We start from the raw sequence: 15998 nt of genomic DNA, 5'->3' as shown, positions 1-15998 counted from the left end.
TGATTCGTTCAAGCTTATTCTGGAACGATCCATTCCACCTTAAAGTGACCCGTTACTGGCGCAATTACTTCCTTTAAATATGGAAGAATTTCTTTCATTTGGTTTTCTAGCTTCCATGGCGGGTTGATTACAATCATCCCAGAAGCAGTCATGCCGCGCTCATTAGTATCGGCAGAGACGCCCAGTTCTACTTGTAATATCTTTCTAATTCCGAGTTTTTCAAGCCCTGAGAGCATGTCATCGATATCGTGACGGTTCACCACCGGGTACCAGATCGCATAAACACCCGTCGCCCAACGTTTATGAGATTGGGCAATGGCATTCACCACATCGCGGTATTCGTGTGCTAATTCATAAGGTGGATCAATCAAAACAAGACCGCGTCGCTCTTTCGGTGGCAAGCTTGCTTTTAAACGCTGAAACCCGTCTTCTTTGTATATGCTGACTTGGCGATCGCGATGAAATTCTTGTTCCAAAAGAGGGTGATCGCTCGGGTGAAGCTCGGTTAACACCATTCTGTCTTGCTTGCGAATATGAGCACGCGCGACACGAGGTGAACCAGGGTAGTAACGTAAACTGCTATCCTGATTCAAAGACTGGACGGCTTCAAGGTAAGTTTGTATTTCTTCCGGCAGGTTGTTTGCTTGCCATAAGCGAGCGATACCTTGTTTGTATTCGCCTGTTTTTTCGGACCATTCGTGCGTTAAGTCGTAGCGACCCACACCAGAATGCGTATCGTGATACACGTAAGGTTTTTCTTTTTGATTCAATGCGTTCAATATTAAAGATTGAACGATATGTTTCAGTACATCGGCATGGTTGCCTGCATGGAAGCTGTGACGGTAACTTAACAAAATAGTCTCTTACAAGTTTGAATTGGCGAGCGCAAGAGGCTCATTATATCAAAGGCAGGGTTCACTGTGTGAGCCTTGCTGACGTTGGCTATTGAAAAATCCCGTCCCGACCTACATTTAGTAAAGGACAAAATGATAAAAGGAATGAAAAATGTCTAACCCATTACTGACGTTTACTGATCTTCCCCCGTTTTCCGACATTAAGCCAGAGCACGTAAAACCTGCCGTTGAGCAAGCGATTGATGCGTGTCGTGCCAAAGTGGATGAAGTGGTCGCAAACAATGCGACACCAAGCTGGAACAGCGTATGTGCACCATTAGCGGAAGTGGATGACAAACTAAATCAGATTTGGTCTCCAGTGAGTCACTTGAACTCGGTAAAGAACAGCAACGAGCTGCGCGAAGCGTATGAAAGCTGCCTTCCATTGCTGTCTGAGTACGGCACTTGGGTTGGACAACACAAAGGTTTGTACGACGCTTACAAAGCAATAAAAGCTTCAGATGAATTTGATACTTTGTCTCAGGCGCAGAAGAAAAGCATTATTGATGCGCTGCGTGACTTTGATTTGTCGGGTATCGGCTTACCAGCAGACGAGCAGCATCGCTATGGTGAAATCAGCAAGCGCATGTCGGAATTGAGCTCTCAGTTTTCGAACAATGTGCTGGACGCTACCATGGGATGGTCGAAGCAAGTTACCGATGAAAAAGAGCTGGCAGGCATGCCTGAATCGGCATTGGCGGCAGCAAAAGCCGCAGCAGAAGCCAAAGAGCTGGATGGCTGGTTGCTGACACTGGATATTCCTTCTTACCTTCCGGTTCTGACTTACTGTGATAACCAGGCTCTCCGTAAAGAGCTGTACGAAGCCTACGTGACTCGCGCTTCTGATCGCGGTCCTAATGCAGGTAAGTGGGATAACACAGAACTGATCACAGAGCAGTTGAAACTGCGTCATGAAATTGCTCGTTTGCTCGGCTTTAGTGCGTTCAGTGAAAAATCACTGGCGACAAAAATGGCGGAAAACCCACAGCAAGTGCTGGGCTTTTTGAACGAGTTGGCGGTGAAAGCCAAACCACAAGGTGAACGCGAAGTTCAAGAACTGCGTGATTTTGCAGAGCAAGAGTTTGGCGTATCTGATCTGAATCTTTGGGACATCGCTTACTACAGCGAGAAACAAAAGCAGCATCTATTCCAGATTTCTGACGAAGAGCTGCGCCCGTACTTCCCTGAAGACAAAGCGGTATCTGGTCTATTTGAAGTCTTGAATCGCGTTTTTGGCATGAAAGTGACCGAGCGTGAAGGCGTAGACGTATGGCATGAGTCGGTGAAGTTTTACGACATCTTCGACAGCAATGGCACACTGCGTGGCAGTTTCTACCTAGACTTGTACGCTCGTGAGCACAAGCGTGGTGGCGCGTGGATGGATGAATGCCGTGTGCGTCGTACTAACGCCGATGGTGAATTGCAAACTCCAGTGGCTTACTTGGTGTGTAACTTCAACAAGCCAGTGGGCGATAAGCCAGCACTATTCACTCACGATGAAGTTGTTACCTTGTTCCACGAAACAGGTCACGGCATCCACCACATGCTGACGCAAATCGACGTATCGGCGGTATCGGGCATCAACGGTGTACCTTGGGATGCTGTTGAACTGCCAAGCCAGTTCCTAGAAAACTGGTGTTGGGAAGAAGAAGCGCTGGCGTTTATCTCGGGTCATTACGAAACGGGCAAACCGCTTCCAAAAGCCATGTTAGATAAAATGCTGGCGGCGAAAAACTTCCAATCTGCGATGTTTATTCTTCGCCAATTAGAGCTTGGCCTGTTCGATTTCACGCTTCACACCGAATACGATCCAGACATCGGAGCTCGTGTATTAGAAACGTTGGCGCAAGTGAAAGAGAAAGTCGCGGTATTGCCAAGCGTTGAGTGGAACCGTTTCTCTCATAGCTTCAGCCATATTTTCGCGGGTGGTTACAGTGCAGGTTACTACAGCTACTTATGGGCGGAAGTCTTGTCTTCAGATGCGTACTCACGTTTCGAAGATGAAGGTATTTTCAATGAAGATACCGGACGTTCATTCCTGAATAACATTCTGGAAATGGGCGGCAGTGAAGAGCCAATGGAATTGTTTAAGCGTTTCCGTGGTCGCGAGCCTGAAATCGATGCCTTGCTACGTCACTCTGGTATTACGGCATAATTGCCCAGCTTGACTTAGATTTGCAAAAACCACCTTCGGGTGGTTTTTTTATGGGTTCACGTTTCTATTGATGGGATTTTGTAGGGAAATTAGAGTCTCTGTGGACTGAACTTCATCGATGGCTTGAAGTTTGTCTATCAGCACAAATTGCAATTCTTCGATCGATTTACACATCAGCTTTACAAAAATGTTGTATGCCCCAGTGGTGTAATAAGCTTCGACCACTTCATCCAAAGCATTCAGTTTTTCTAGAGCGGAATGGTAATCGCGGGCCGCATTGAGGTTGATCCCGATAAAACAGCAGACGTCGTAACCCAGTTTTTTGGTATTGACGATCACTTCGGTGCCTTCAATCACATCCGCCGCTTTCATCTTTTCGATACGAACGTGAATGGTGGCAGGGCTAACGTTGAACTGCTTCGCCATTTCAGCATAAGGGGTTCTGGCGTCTTCCATCAGCGCTTTAAGAATTTCACGGTCCAGATCATCAAGACGTGCTGTGGCGGTTTGCATACGTGTTCCCTCTGATTCAATGGCTACATCCTATCTTGCAAACTCATGCTTCACAACAGCTCTTGTTGTCGTCATCTGATATACTCACTGAAATTAAATGGATATAGAGAGAGCGTACCGAGTGCGGATTGTTGGGGTAATACTAACGCTCATGCTGAGCTTTGCCGTACAGGCGAGCGAGAACGTATTGGTGGTTCATTCATACCATCAAGGTTTCTTCTGGACGGACAATTTTCAAGAAGGCCTGGCTCAGCGCCTCGATGCTCATCAAATCCCAAATCGAGTGTTCTATCTCGATTCCAAACGTTTACAAACACCAGAATATTTTGCTCAGCTAGAAAACCTATTCAAAACCAAGCTAGAACAAGAGTCTTTCAAAGCCATTATCGTGAGCGATAACAACGCGCTCAATATGATGCAAAACCTGCATGAATACGTCGGTGACACGCCCGTTATCTTTGGTGGTATCAATAATTACTCACCTAAACTCCACCAAGATCTTAATGCCACGGGTATCTCGGAGAATATTGACCTCCACAACAACATTCGGCTGATAAAGAAGTTACAGCCAAATGTGGAACGCGTTGTAGTGCTGACGGATTATTCGGTAACAGGGGAGGCGGCCAGAGCCCAAATTGCTAAATATTTGAATGAGAACCCAGATGACAAATCATTGGTGGAAAGTGTTGTTCCAGAAACATTTGATGAACTGTTGAATGTTGCCTCCGGCTTAAATGCAGAAAACAGCATCCTATTTTGGATTTACTTTCGCGATAAGCAGGGCAACGTGATTGAGGATGTGTCGTGGAAAACTCTCAATGAGCGAGCGAATGCTCCAGTGTATATGGCTTATAACGCTGGTCTCGGGCTGGGCAGCGTCGGCGGTTTTATGCAAGACGGGTTTGCCAATGGCGCAGCGGTAGGAGAGCTGCTTTTTACGGTCTTGAACCAGAAAGAAGGAGAGCCATTACCTACTCCTCGCCCTATTCGTACCCATTTAAAATTGGATTATCAAGTTTTGCAAAAATGGGGCATGAAAGATTCGGCAGTGCTCGCAGATACCATTCTGAACAAACCCGAACCGTACTTTGTGCAATACGCACGTGAAATAAAAGTGCTCTCTACCGCTGTGTTTATACTACTTGCCGTTATTGGGTCGCTGCTTTATTACATGAAGCGTCTCAAGCAGAGTGAAACACAAGCCAAGCAAAGCCAAGTACTGCTGGAGTCCATATTCGATCAAAGTTATCAATACATTGGTATTGTGGATCAGTTTGGAAAATTGGTGTCGAGCAACAACAAACTTCAAGACTTGCTTTACGTGAAAGGGGCCCAGTATGGTCGCCCCATTTGGCAATATCGAGGGTGGTGTGAAGAGTCAAAGAAAACATTCAAAGAATACCTTGAGCAAATAGGACAAGAAGACTCTGTTCGATTTGAAGCCGAATTGATTCGCCAGCATTATGGATTGAGTGTTCTGGATGTTGCGATTAAACCGCTCCCCCATGAGATTGGCGATCAATGCCATTTCCTGCTGGAAGCGCAAGACATCACAGCGCGTAAAGCGACCGAGCAAAAATTACTCGCCAGTGAAGCCGATTTTCGTCATTACTACGAAAAGCAACCCGTGATGATGATGACACTGGATGAAAACAACCGAATTCAAGCGGTGAACCGATTCGCACAAGAGTTGCTTAGCTATTCCGCACAGCAAATGCTCGGACGGAAATTAGAAGATTTCTATGCTGGTTCGGTTGAACTGAATGCGCGCCAAGTACTGCTTCAGCCCAAACCTCACCATCTTTCTGTTTGGCGACGTGAAATTGAATACACGACTGCGAGTGGCTTCACCATTTGGGTTCGAGAAAATATCCGCCCATTAACCGAAACTCACCAATTGCTGATTGTGGGTGAAGACATCAGTGAAACCCACGATTTGTCACAGCAATTGGCGTATCAGGCTCAACACGATTTACTGACAGGCACTTACAACCGAAACTTCTTTGAGCAGCAATTGCAAAAAGCCATGGTGGAAGTCGAAGGGCATGTTCGCACTCATGCCATGCTGTTCCTCGATCTCGATCAACTCAAGGTGATTAACGATACGGTTGGGCATGAAGCCGGAGATGAAGCCATTGCTTTTTGTGCGTTGTTGATTCAACAAATTTTGCCCAATAGTGCCATTTTATCGCGCATGGGGGGGGATGAGTTTGCTGTGTTATTGCGAGATTGCGCTAAAAGTGAAGCGACTGATATTGCTCAGTCGATCATTGATCAATTGAATCAGCACCCATTTGTTCGTGATGATCTAACATTGAATATCAGCTGTTCCATCGGAATTCGGCTTATTGACCACACCGCAGACTCGCCTCAGATGGTGCACGCGCACGCCGATACTGCTTGTCATGCCGCTAAGGAAGAAGGCAGAAACCGCTATCAGCTTTACTTGCTAGACGATGAAGAGCTCAAGCAACGTGAGCGCGAGATGGAAAGCGTGAATTTGGTACATGAAGCGATTGCGAATGATCGCCTGCAGCTATTTGCCCAACAAATTCAGGGCTTAGAAAAAGAGAATGCTCACCAATGCTACTTTGAAATATTGGTTCGGCTGGTGGACTCTAATGGGGAATACATTTCCCCAGGTGTCTTCATGCCTGCGACCGAGCGTTACAATATTGCGCATTTAGTTGATAAGTTTGTCGTCACTAGGACGTTGAGTTGGCTAGACGAACATCCAGAGCAAGCGGCGCATCTAGACAGAGTGTCGATTAATATTTCGGGGCAATCGGTGGGTAACCAAGACTTTATGACGACGTTGAAAGGTGCGTTGCAGCAGAGCAAATTTCCTAATCACAAAGTCTGCTTAGAGATAACTGAAACCGCTGCGATTCATAGTATTAAGCAAGCGAGCCAAGCGTTTACCGAATTGAAATCGTTAGGTTGTTTGGTGGCGTTGGATGATTTTGGTTCGGGGCTATCTTCCTTTGGTTATCTGAAAACTCTCCCCGTTGATATCGTGAAGATTGATGGTATTTTTGTGCGAGAAATAGACCAAAATGAGAGCGATTATGTCATGGTTCGCTCCATTAACGATCTCGCTCAGCAAATGGGCAAAGTCACGGTTGCTGAATTTGTGGAGTCGTCTGCCGTGATGGCTTGTTTGAGCAAATTAGGCGTGAATTACGGGCAAGGCTACCATATAGGTATGCCCAAGCCACTGTCAGAACTAGTGGACGAGCTCGTTCTGGAAAAGCGCACTTTACTCGCGGAAAATGACTAGCGGTATTCACTAAGCTGTTCGTGATTGCCATTCGTGATTATTGTGTGAATCTGAGGTTATTCAGGTAAACTGACGCAAAAATTTCCCCTTGGAGCCAACCGTGCAGCTGAACCTTATCTGCGAAGCCCCTCATCGACAATCTGAACTCAACGCCATTGCTGGGCAATGGGGACTGACTCATGACCCTAAATCTGAATTTGGTTTGGTGCTTACTCATGAACGCTTAGAGCTGCGCAAGTTAGATGAAATAAAACTTGGGGCGATATACGTCGACTTAGTGGGTGGAGCCGTCGGTCACAGGCGCAAATTCGGTGGTGGTAAAGGGCAGGCTATCGCCAAAGCTGCGGGTTTGAATAAAGGTGCGACGCCTACGATTTTGGATGGCACTGCGGGGTTGGGTCGAGATGCATTTGTGTTGGCTTCTCTGGGGTGTCATGTTCAAATGGTGGAGCGAAACCCAGTGGTTGCAGCGCTGTTAGATGATGGCTTATCCAGAGCTAAACTCGACTCAGAAATAGGCTCGTGGGTGAGTGAAAGAATGTCTCTTCTTCATGCGTCGAGCCTCGATGCCTTAAATGAATTGCGTAATAACGCAGAGTTTGAAGCCCCTGATGTGGTCTACCTCGACCCAATGTATCCTCACCCAGAGAACAAAAAGAAATCAGCGTTAGTGAAAAAAGAGATGCGTGTATTTCAATCATTAGTAGGCGCAGACCATGATGCTGACGGGTTATTAACCCCTGCTTTTGAATTGGCAAAAAAACGCGTTATTGTTAAACGTCCTGACTACGCCGACTGGTTAGATGGCGAAAAACCGTCCATGGCGATAGAGACCAAAAAAAATCGATTTGATGTATATGTAAAGGCATCAATGACATAACAATTCGACGTAAATTACCGCTTGCTTCGGCGCATTCCTATCTGTATATCTAAGTAAGAATGATTCTTATAGTTAATTGCTTTCTGTAATTGACGTATATTGGAGCCGGAGCAGTAAAATGGCAGAGCGTTTTTGCAAACTAAATCGTCGTGACATCAGCGCCAGTTTGGGTGAAATCCATGCTTTGGTGTCTTCCCCTAAATATCTCTGCCGTTCTTGTGCACGTTCTTCCTCTGACAAAAAGAATCTGTGTAAACCTGCCGCAATTCCGCCCGCTTCTTGCATGGAAAATGCCTCAGAGAAACAAGCCAAATGTGGTTTGGTTGCCGAATCCCTCGCCGCTGATCGCGTTTTACAGCAAGCCACCTCTGGTGCCGATGGAGTTGAAATCTCGATTGAACCATCTCAGCCAATACTGACCGAAAGCAATGAATTGACGTTGTCGAAAAAAGCATTGAAAAAACAAAAGAAAGGTCAGAAAAAGCTGAAAGGTATATTGAAAAAACAGAAGAAAATACTTAAAAAGCAAAAGAAATTACTCAAGAAACACAAGAAATTAGAAAATCGCTTCAGTCGAATTAATCAGGGGGTTCTTGTGGCACAGGGGAGCTTGTCTCAACACCAGCACATTCATTGATCAACGCAGCCTAAAAAATTCATAAAAATGGCGAGCTCAATGCTCGCCATTATCATGTCTTAAGTATTTGGTTGGGTTTAGAATCTAGACTTAACAGACCTTAGCTATCTTGCAGTGGCACCACCAGCATATCAACCGGAGTGCAATTGATGAGCTGCCTAGTAGAAGAAAGCAGCTTGCTCCAAAAATCTTGATGGTGCCCACAGACCACCAAATCTATTTTAAGATCGTTGATGGCTTCGCATAGCTCGCCGCTCAAATCCCCTGTTCCAACTAAAGTGAGCTTAATCGGGTAGCTGGCGTGGTCGGCCAATATTTGCAGCTGTTTTTGGGAAGCTTCCATATTGTGGTGTTGAGTATCGGCAAGGTTTATATCGATAAGCCCGGTATAGAGCTCGGCATAATTCACATCGATGTGAATAAAGGAGACAGCGGCTTCAAGAGGGGAAGCAAGTTTGACGGCTTTCTCAATCAGAATTTTGCTGTCGTCTGATAGGTCGACAGTGACCAATATATGTTGATAGCTCATAATCTATACTCCAGCCCGTACTCGGACAATTCCCTTCAACAGTTCTGATTTAAGACTAGCATTTCATCTATCAATATTTTGCCAAAGAGATCCCATTGCTATCTTATACGTACCTACTCATATTAAATTAAGGTAGATTTTTGGTTCACGATAGGGTTTTTTGGGGCTAATTGTTCTTATTCTCAATGAGAAAATTGAAGCCTCGACGCTCCCAAATATCGTGTTATAGTGACAATAATTACAAGTAGTTAACAGGAGCATTTCATGCTGTCTCAGACAATGGTCGAACAACTGAATGAGCAAATAAACCTCGAATTCTTTTCATCCAATCTATACTTACAAATGAGTGCTTGGTGTGAAGATAAAGGATTTGAAGGTGCGGCCGAGTTTTTGCGTGCTCACGCAGTAGAAGAAATGGAGCATATGCAACGTCTCTTTACTTATGTGAGCGAAACAGGAGCAATGCCTATCTTAGGTGCTATAGAAGCGCCAAAGCACGAGTTTGGTAGCCTTGGTGATGTTTTCCGTGAAACGTTTGAACATGAGCAAATGATCACTCAGAAAATCAACAAACTGGCGCACGGTGCATTTACTAGTCAGGACTACTCAACCTTTAACTTTCTTCAGTGGTACGTTGCAGAGCAACATGAAGAAGAGAAATTGTTTAAAGGGATTTTAGATAAGCTGGAACTTGTAGGTGAAGATGGTAAAGCACTGTTCTTTATCGACAAAGATCTAGCAGCCATGGCAAAAGAAGGTTCATCTTCTATCATGGACGCTTCCGCTACGGTATAAGTAGCGAGTTAAAGTCAATTTGATTGTCTTTTCCTTTTGGCGTCTAAGAAGATGTAGGGAGGAAAAGATGATCAGTGTCGATACTATTCTATTCACGCTTATGCTCGTCAGCTGCGTTAATATGGCGAGATACCTTACCGCGTTACGCGCACTCATTTATATCATGCGCGAAGCCCATCCATTACTTTATCAGCAGGTAGATGGTGGTGGTTTTTTCACTACGCACGGTAACGTCACCAAACAAGTCCGACTTTTTCATTACTTGAAAAGCCGCGAGTATCTGCATCATCACGATCCTATTTTTACCGGGAAATGTAATAAAGTCAGAGAGTTGTTTGTACTCACGACAACATTACTTGGTGTGACTTTATTTGCTGCCATTATGTTGTAATCAAAGGCTAAACAAGACGAGGTAGAAACCCAGCGTAACTCTGGGTAAAATACCCATCAGATTTGCAAGGATGCGCGATAATTCGCGCATCCTTTTTATTTTGATTGAGCGCAGCAAACCCAAAAGCTCAAGTCGTTGTGGAAGAAGTAATGAGTTCAGAATTTGATGTCGTAGTCATTGGTGCCGGAGCGGCAGGCTTAATGTGTGCAGCCGAAGCGGGCAAGCGTGGTCGCCGGGTACTGGTGGTGGATCATGCCAAAAAGCCGGGGCGAAAAATTCTGATCTCGGGTGGCGGTCGTTGTAACTTCACCAACTACGATGTGACGGCAAACAACTTCTTGTGCCAGAACCCCCATTTCGTGAAATCCGCCTTGTCCCAATACACCAATTGGGACTTCATCTCGCTTGTTTCAAAATATGGCGTCGATTTTGAAGAACGCGATCATGGGCAGCTGTTCTGTCTCGATTCAGCCAAGGACATCGTGGACGTTTTGCTAAAAGAGTGCGACCAACCGAGCATTACCCAACGTTATCGCGCTGATATCCACAACATTCAAAAAACAGACAGCGGTTTCTCACTTCATATAGACACCGACGAAATCACCTGTGAATCTTTGGTGATAGCCACGGGTGGTTTATCCATGCCGAAATTGGGTGCCACACCATTTGGTTATCAAGTCGCCGAGCAATTTGGTTTAGAAGTGATTTCGACTACCGCTGGTTTAGTACCTTTTACTCTGCATAAAGAAGATAAGGAAGCGTTTGAGCCGCTGTCTGGTATTGCCGTTCCTTCTGAAATCACCGCCGAAGACGGCACCGTTTTCAAAGAAGCACTGCTGTTTACTCATCGTGGTTTATCTGGCCCTGCGGTGTTACAGATATCTTCATTTTGGCAAGCTGGTCAGAAGGTTACGATTAACTTAGTTCCTGAATCAGATGTAGTGGATCTGCTGACCACTTCTCGCGAGAAACACCCAAATCAAAGCTTAAAGAATACGCTTTCCAAAGTACTTCCCAAGCGTTTGGTTGAGACCCTCATCGACCGCAAAGATCTAACGGATAAGCCGCTAAAACAGTTTAACGACAAAGATCTGCAAGCAATTGAAGCTTACTTAGAAAATTGGCAAATCCTACCTAATGGTACCGAAGGGTATCGCACGGCAGAGGTTACTTTGGGTGGCGTGAATACCGATCACCTATCTTCCAAAACCATGGAGTGCAAGGATATTCAAGGGCTGTACTTCATCGGAGAAGTGATGGATGTGACGGGCTGGCTTGGTGGCTACAATTTCCAATGGGCATGGTCGAGCGGTTTTGTTGCTGGGCAGTGGGCATAGGACAAGTTGCTAGCTATAAACCTTGATTCAAGGTTCAGGCGAGACAATTCTATCTAAAAAGCCAGTCAGCTATTGCTGACTGGCTTTATTTACTGCTGTTATGGTTTTTTCCTTACCAAACGCATCATACTGTAATTTTGTATATGGGCTCTCAGTGGTGAACTGTGACCAGTGAATGGAACCGTATAAAAGAATAAGTAGTCGCCCGGTTGATTCGAGTCTGTACTGACTTGAAGTGAATGATAAGCTCGCCCTCTATTTATTTTTTCAGACGCGGCCGCTTGTTGATCGTCTGGCCAGTCCCAATCAAAATCCGTCTCTTTTAAGGCAATGATCTCTTCCGTTGTTAGGCCAATGTTATAGCTAAACATGGGATACGTAGCTGGAACACATCGCTTATTATAAATAGTGAGCATATCTTTCATATTTGGCAAATGCCACAAATGGTTAGATTCCCCTAATCGCTGATTTTCTGCTTCAACGATTTCTAGGGTTTTTTCTCTCACATTCGGGTAGAACCTACGCTCTGGGAACAGATCCATAGCTACGGTAGGTACACCCTCGCAACTCATTTGATCACTACTCAGTGTTTGCCCGATAAAGCAGTAACTCCACTGCAGGCCCGTCGCTGCATCATTCACTACTTTGTAATCTCCTGCATCGGTGGTGATCACTTCATGAGTAAAGCGGTTACCTGGGTTCATTTCTGTATCGGCTAAACATACGCGTAAGTCTTCATTGGCCCATGCAGACGTGACCACCAAAGATAAAAATGCTGTTAAATATTTCACTCGTTTGTTCCTTTTACTCTGCATAGTAACCATCACTGATTAATACCAGCGGGTTATGATCCGAATTATTAAAGTGCTTAGCTTCTAGCCACGACGCATTCAGTGCTCGATTTTTTAGACCATCCATACTTGGCGCATCTAACCAAAATCCATGGAATGTGCTGCTGTTCATTCTTGGGAAGTGCAAATTAGGGAAATAACGAGTATCTAGGTTGGACGCACGGTTTCTACCAAAGTCGAATAAGGCGTAACCCTCTTCCAGCGTAGGAATACGCCAGTTGTTTAATCCGCAACGTTTTTTGCTGTTTATCCAAGTAATCTGGTTCTCAACCGTACACTGCTTTGGATCCGTAGAAAGGACGTTTAAGTTAGGTAACGCACAGGTGCCATCAAACACATCGCCAGCGTTGGTTGCATCTTTAACAAACATGTTGTCACCATCAAAAATGGTGTAAGGCTCATCATCTTGACGTCCATGTTTGGTTTCCCAAACCAGTCCAGTATGGGCATCAAGGACACAAGAAAATGGACTTTGCTTATACGTCAGGTCTTGTCGAATCAATGGTACGCCACCATTGTCCAACTTGACGTAGCGAGCACCCAACATGCCATCTTTATTGCTATTTCTGGCTTTACCACTTAGTGGATCACATGCGGTGTCGCTGTCTCTACCACGGTGGCTATCATCAGACTCAATACCAGCAGTCACACGTGAGTCAGCAATATGGATATGTTGAGGGGAATAGGTTAACAGAGCACTTGGCGTTCCAATATTACTCTGAACACGGATATGATAAGCCTGCTCAAATGTCAGCCCTGTGATGGTTGCCCTTAATTTATTCGTCGGTTTTTGATGTTCTGCATCGACAACATTTTCAAATTGATTGTTGCCCCAACCTAATGTGTATCGAGTGGCGCCAGCTTGTTTATCCCATCCAATGGTCACCCAGTGGCCATCTTCATTTTTGCCTTTACCATCAATACGAACACCCAGCACTTGATCGTGATTAAGAACCACCTGACAGGTAGGATCCAACACGCTAACCGGGTAGACGGTTACCCAACTTCCTGCCCTTGAAAACTCGAAGTAGTATTTGTCTTCCTCTGAGTTGGCTAATAGCTGAGTCATATTTTGAGTAATGTGAGAGACATTGACATCAAGGTTATCAATGAGCACTTCACCAATGGCAAACTTAGCCGCAAATCTGTCTTGCAAGTTCTCTATATCTGGCAGCAAGTTATTACTGGATACCACGCCGTAGTTTCCTAACATGTCGATACCAAGAATATCCAGAACATCCATATAAATGTCGGCACTTTCAACCAGATCGATCGCTTGACCAAACAACTTGCCTTCCACTTGCAGTGCAAATATTGCAGCCAAAAATTCAACTTGCTGACGAGGTAAAGCATTATATCGATCAGCGATTTCATCAAGGGTAAATGGGTAGAGGTAACCCGCGTATCCATGCTTTGATAACGAGGTTTTGTACATTAACGCCGTTTGCGCACTCGAGATATAGCCGACGCTTAATCGTTCCAGTTCGCTGATTTCTAAAGTGCCATTACCATTGGTATCACGTTTCACTAATTCACAGAATGATCCCAATACCGACCTTAGCTGGACGCCAGTTTTGTTATCGCGGATATGAATGGTCAACGTGTCCTGCATTTCATCTTCCGTGTACTCGTAGTTGTACTCAAACTCTGTGTTCGGAATTGGCGGTTTGCCTGGCTGACACCTCTCTAAATTATTATCGACATTGCGCAATGGAATGGTAAAAACGAAGCCATTTTTGCCTGCGTAATCCATGGTTTTTTTGCGTTGACCATCAAGATCAATCAGAGCAATTGGTTCATGGCGTCCAATAGGCTGACGTCCTTTGGTGTCTTGGCTTTTTGGCTTGTTTAGGCGAGTACCCAATACCACTTCTACTGATGCTTCTTCTAACTCGACTGGGAAACGGCCACTGATACGAAGGTGCTGTTCAGGCGCCAATCCCATTATCTGCTTCTTAAGCGGATGGTGGTAATTGGCATTCTCCAAATTACTCCAAGATCTTAGGTGGCGCCTCTCTATCTGTTCATCAGGGGTAATGTTCATCTGAGGGTAAGTAGGCACCGTTTTGCCCACTTGCGCTTTATAGTGTTTCCAGATCGGCTCTTTAGGGCTAGCAGCGAGAGCAACCAGTATTTTTTTGCCTAATACTTGTAATTCCGTACCACCGCCCGGCCAAGTGGTATTAGCCAGCGTAAAGTACTTGCTATGACGACTGTCTGGATCGGCAGCAACATCCTGCTTATGCTGTTCATAAATACGTTCAATATCAGCCGGACTCAATGTCCAAGTAATGGCGGTGCCTTTACCGGTTTCGATGTCGAGAACATCATAGAGCCCAAGCAAATCATACTGACTATCACGCCATGAGTCGCTAATAACAAGATCAAATGGTGCATCAAACACCGTAGGTTCACCATCCCCCGGGTTTGCTATGGCGACATGCTCTTTAAGTTTCCTGTCCTGACCCCAATCAAGAATCAGATCACGCTCTCCTTGATCCGCCATTTGCTCATAAACCGCAGCCAGTTCCATCACTAGCTGTTGGGTATAAACCAGCTCTCCACGAGCATTGGCAAGTTGCTGAGTCGTCAATCTAAACAGCCAATTCAACATTGCCCTGTTATGGTTACGCGGGTTAATGACTTTTAGCTGGGCGGTATTTATCTCAACCACCTGCTCGTCTAATGGCGTATTGGGATTACCTTTAATCAGTAACCATTGTTCGGGGGTGAGACTTAGGGTGTAACTGCCATAATAAGAAGAGCGCCAGCTACTGTTACTAGTGGTCTTCATATGGTCATTGATAGCCGTTCTTTGATCTTGTGTTAAATGTACCCAAGTGCTGCTACTTTGCTCCGACAGATAACGCCTAACTGCTTCATTTTTTTGCATAACGGGCAGATTGGCATACTGGGTTAAACTGGTAGAAAGCAGATGCTTAGCGACGGTATTAAATGCTTGGGTAATGGGATCTAACGACAGAGTCACTAACTCGGTTTCATCAATCACACCATCACCAGAACTATCCATTTGAATGATGCTCGCTAAGGTGTCTAACTCCGTCTTAAAGTACTTACTTTGCGCTGTTGTAGTGGTGGCTGCGCCTGCATTGCTGGTTCTAGTACTCGCCGTTGATTGGCTTGCGATCCAGCCTTCCACAGAAATAGGTTGATTGTCAGGCCATTGTGAGACTTCAAAGGTGTATTCATAACTGCCTTCCGATACAGCACTCTGCCATGTGTCACAAGTGTTTCCCGCACACACTTTAAACTCAAAAATATCTGTAGCCGTTGCCAGAGGCACAGGTCCTGAAATAGTAATATCCCGAATCTGAGTAGGTGGTTGCGGAGGGGTAACCACTCCCCCTGGGTTACCGGGCGTTGTTCCTGGGTTTCCGGGGGTCGGTGTTCCCGGGTTTCCCGGCGTAGTGGTTCCACTGCCCCCTCCTCCGGGGGTCGACGCTACTCCATCTGTTGGTCTATCGCTACAACCTAAGGTAGCCAAACCAAGCAAGCTGGTAATAACTATACGTTTAAAGAGCATGATTATTCCTTAAAAACACTATCCCAGCCAAAATAAAACAGTTTATCGTTCTGCAAAAGCGTCTCATATATGATTATATATGACTGGCATTCTGTATAATTACAGATCATTATTCTGTATGTTAATGATTATTTAGAGTTTATTATAATATTGTTATTGATTTTCTCAATGATATTAATAATAATTCTCATAA

The 15998-nt window shown here is 45.2% G+C and carries 12 protein-coding genes; 7 read left to right on the top strand and 5 right to left on the bottom strand.

From position 1 onward, the window contains the following. Positions 1-14 precede the first annotated feature (14 nt). Positions 15-854 (bottom strand): 23S rRNA (adenine(2030)-N(6))-methyltransferase RlmJ, encoded by an 840-nt coding sequence (locus tag VPNCDNU1_RS10240; RefSeq protein WP_104400235.1) that lies wholly within the window; start codon positions 852-854, stop codon positions 15-17. A 151-nt stretch (positions 855-1005) separates the two neighbouring features. Between VPNCDNU1_RS10240 and prlC the strand changes: the two genes are divergently transcribed. Further along, positions 1006-3048, top strand: coding sequence for an oligopeptidase A (prlC, locus tag VPNCDNU1_RS10235; RefSeq protein WP_104400234.1), 2043 nt, complete (start codon positions 1006-1008; stop codon positions 3046-3048). 48 nt (positions 3049-3096) lie between these two features. Here the strand turns inward: prlC and asnC are convergent, their stop codons facing one another. After that, on the bottom strand, positions 3097-3561 hold the full coding sequence (asnC, locus tag VPNCDNU1_RS10230) for a transcriptional regulator AsnC (protein WP_101114587.1): 465 nt from the start codon (positions 3559-3561) through the stop codon (positions 3097-3099). A gap of 97 nt (positions 3562-3658) precedes the next feature. On the opposite strand from asnC, the gene VPNCDNU1_RS10225 reads away from it, so the two are divergent. From VPNCDNU1_RS10225 to VPNCDNU1_RS10215, 3 genes are all read left to right on the top strand, one after another. Next, complete coding sequence (locus tag VPNCDNU1_RS10225) at positions 3659-6841, top strand: ABC transporter substrate binding protein (RefSeq protein WP_104400233.1); 3183 nt, start codon at positions 3659-3661, stop codon at positions 6839-6841. Between the two features lie 100 nt (positions 6842-6941). Continuing rightward, positions 6942-7721, top strand: a complete 780-nt coding sequence (locus VPNCDNU1_RS10220) for a class I SAM-dependent methyltransferase (protein WP_104400232.1) — start codon at positions 6942-6944, stop codon at positions 7719-7721. Between the two features lie 118 nt (positions 7722-7839). After that, positions 7840-8358: a hypothetical protein gene (locus tag VPNCDNU1_RS10215; RefSeq protein ID WP_104400231.1), complete on the top strand. Its 519-nt coding sequence runs from the start codon at positions 7840-7842 to the stop codon at positions 8356-8358. Between the two features lie 100 nt (positions 8359-8458). On the opposite strand, the gene VPNCDNU1_RS10210 is transcribed toward VPNCDNU1_RS10215, so the two are convergent. Continuing rightward, positions 8459-8887: a universal stress protein gene (locus tag VPNCDNU1_RS10210; RefSeq protein WP_104400230.1), complete on the bottom strand. Its 429-nt coding sequence runs from the start codon at positions 8885-8887 to the stop codon at positions 8459-8461. 264 nt (positions 8888-9151) lie between these two features. On the opposite strand from VPNCDNU1_RS10210, the gene ftnA reads away from it, so the two are divergent. The 3 genes from ftnA (at position 9152) to VPNCDNU1_RS10195 (ending at position 11410) form a co-directional block, all read left to right on the top strand. Beyond that, on the top strand, positions 9152-9682 hold the full coding sequence (gene ftnA / locus VPNCDNU1_RS10205) for a non-heme ferritin (RefSeq protein ID WP_104400229.1): 531 nt from the start codon (positions 9152-9154) through the stop codon (positions 9680-9682). A 67-nt stretch (positions 9683-9749) separates the two neighbouring features. Further along, positions 9750-10073, top strand: a complete 324-nt coding sequence (uspB, locus tag VPNCDNU1_RS10200) for a universal stress protein UspB (RefSeq protein ID WP_101114581.1) — start codon at positions 9750-9752, stop codon at positions 10071-10073. 149 nt (positions 10074-10222) lie between these two features. Continuing rightward, complete coding sequence (locus VPNCDNU1_RS10195; RefSeq protein WP_104400288.1) at positions 10223-11410, top strand: NAD(P)/FAD-dependent oxidoreductase; 1188 nt, start codon at positions 10223-10225, stop codon at positions 11408-11410. Positions 11411-11508: 98 nt separating this feature from the next. On the opposite strand, the gene VPNCDNU1_RS10190 is transcribed toward VPNCDNU1_RS10195, so the two are convergent. Continuing rightward, entirely contained in the window at positions 11509-12201 is a 693-nt protein-coding gene (locus VPNCDNU1_RS10190) for a hypothetical protein (protein WP_104400228.1), read from the bottom strand. 13 nt (positions 12202-12214) lie between these two features. After that, positions 12215-15805: a DUF1566 domain-containing protein gene (locus VPNCDNU1_RS10185; protein WP_104400227.1), complete on the bottom strand. Its 3591-nt coding sequence runs from the start codon at positions 15803-15805 to the stop codon at positions 12215-12217. Between the last annotated feature and the right edge of the window lie 193 nt (positions 15806-15998).

Source organism: Vibrio penaeicida, assembly GCF_002933855.1.
Taxonomy (GTDB): domain Bacteria; phylum Pseudomonadota; class Gammaproteobacteria; order Enterobacterales; family Vibrionaceae; genus Vibrio; species Vibrio penaeicida_A.
Note: the sequence above shows the minus strand (reverse complement) of the source record. Positions and strands in the feature narration are given on the sequence as shown.

Bases quoted from the DNA above. Each gene is read 5' to 3' on its own strand.
- uspB (WP_101114581.1), top strand. From the start codon at position 9,750: ATGATCAGTGTCGATACTATTCTATTCACGCTTATGCTCGTCAGCTGC.
- VPNCDNU1_RS10195 (WP_104400288.1), top strand. From the start codon at position 10,223: ATGAGTTCAGAATTTGATGTCGTAGTCATTGGTGCCGGAGCGGCAGGC.
- VPNCDNU1_RS10210 (WP_104400230.1), bottom strand. From the start codon at position 8,887: ATGAGCTATCAACATATATTGGTCACTGTCGACCTATCAGACGACAGC.
- VPNCDNU1_RS10225 (WP_104400233.1), top strand. From the start codon at position 3,659: ATGGATATAGAGAGAGCGTACCGAGTGCGGATTGTTGGGGTAATACTA.
- VPNCDNU1_RS10215 (WP_104400231.1), top strand. From the start codon at position 7,840: ATGGCAGAGCGTTTTTGCAAACTAAATCGTCGTGACATCAGCGCCAGT.
- ftnA (WP_104400229.1), top strand. From the start codon at position 9,152: ATGCTGTCTCAGACAATGGTCGAACAACTGAATGAGCAAATAAACCTC.
- prlC (WP_104400234.1), top strand. From the start codon at position 1,006: ATGTCTAACCCATTACTGACGTTTACTGATCTTCCCCCGTTTTCCGAC.
- asnC (WP_101114587.1), bottom strand. From the start codon at position 3,561: ATGCAAACCGCCACAGCACGTCTTGATGATCTGGACCGTGAAATTCTT.
- VPNCDNU1_RS10185 (WP_104400227.1), bottom strand. From the start codon at position 15,805: ATGCTCTTTAAACGTATAGTTATTACCAGCTTGCTTGGTTTGGCTACC.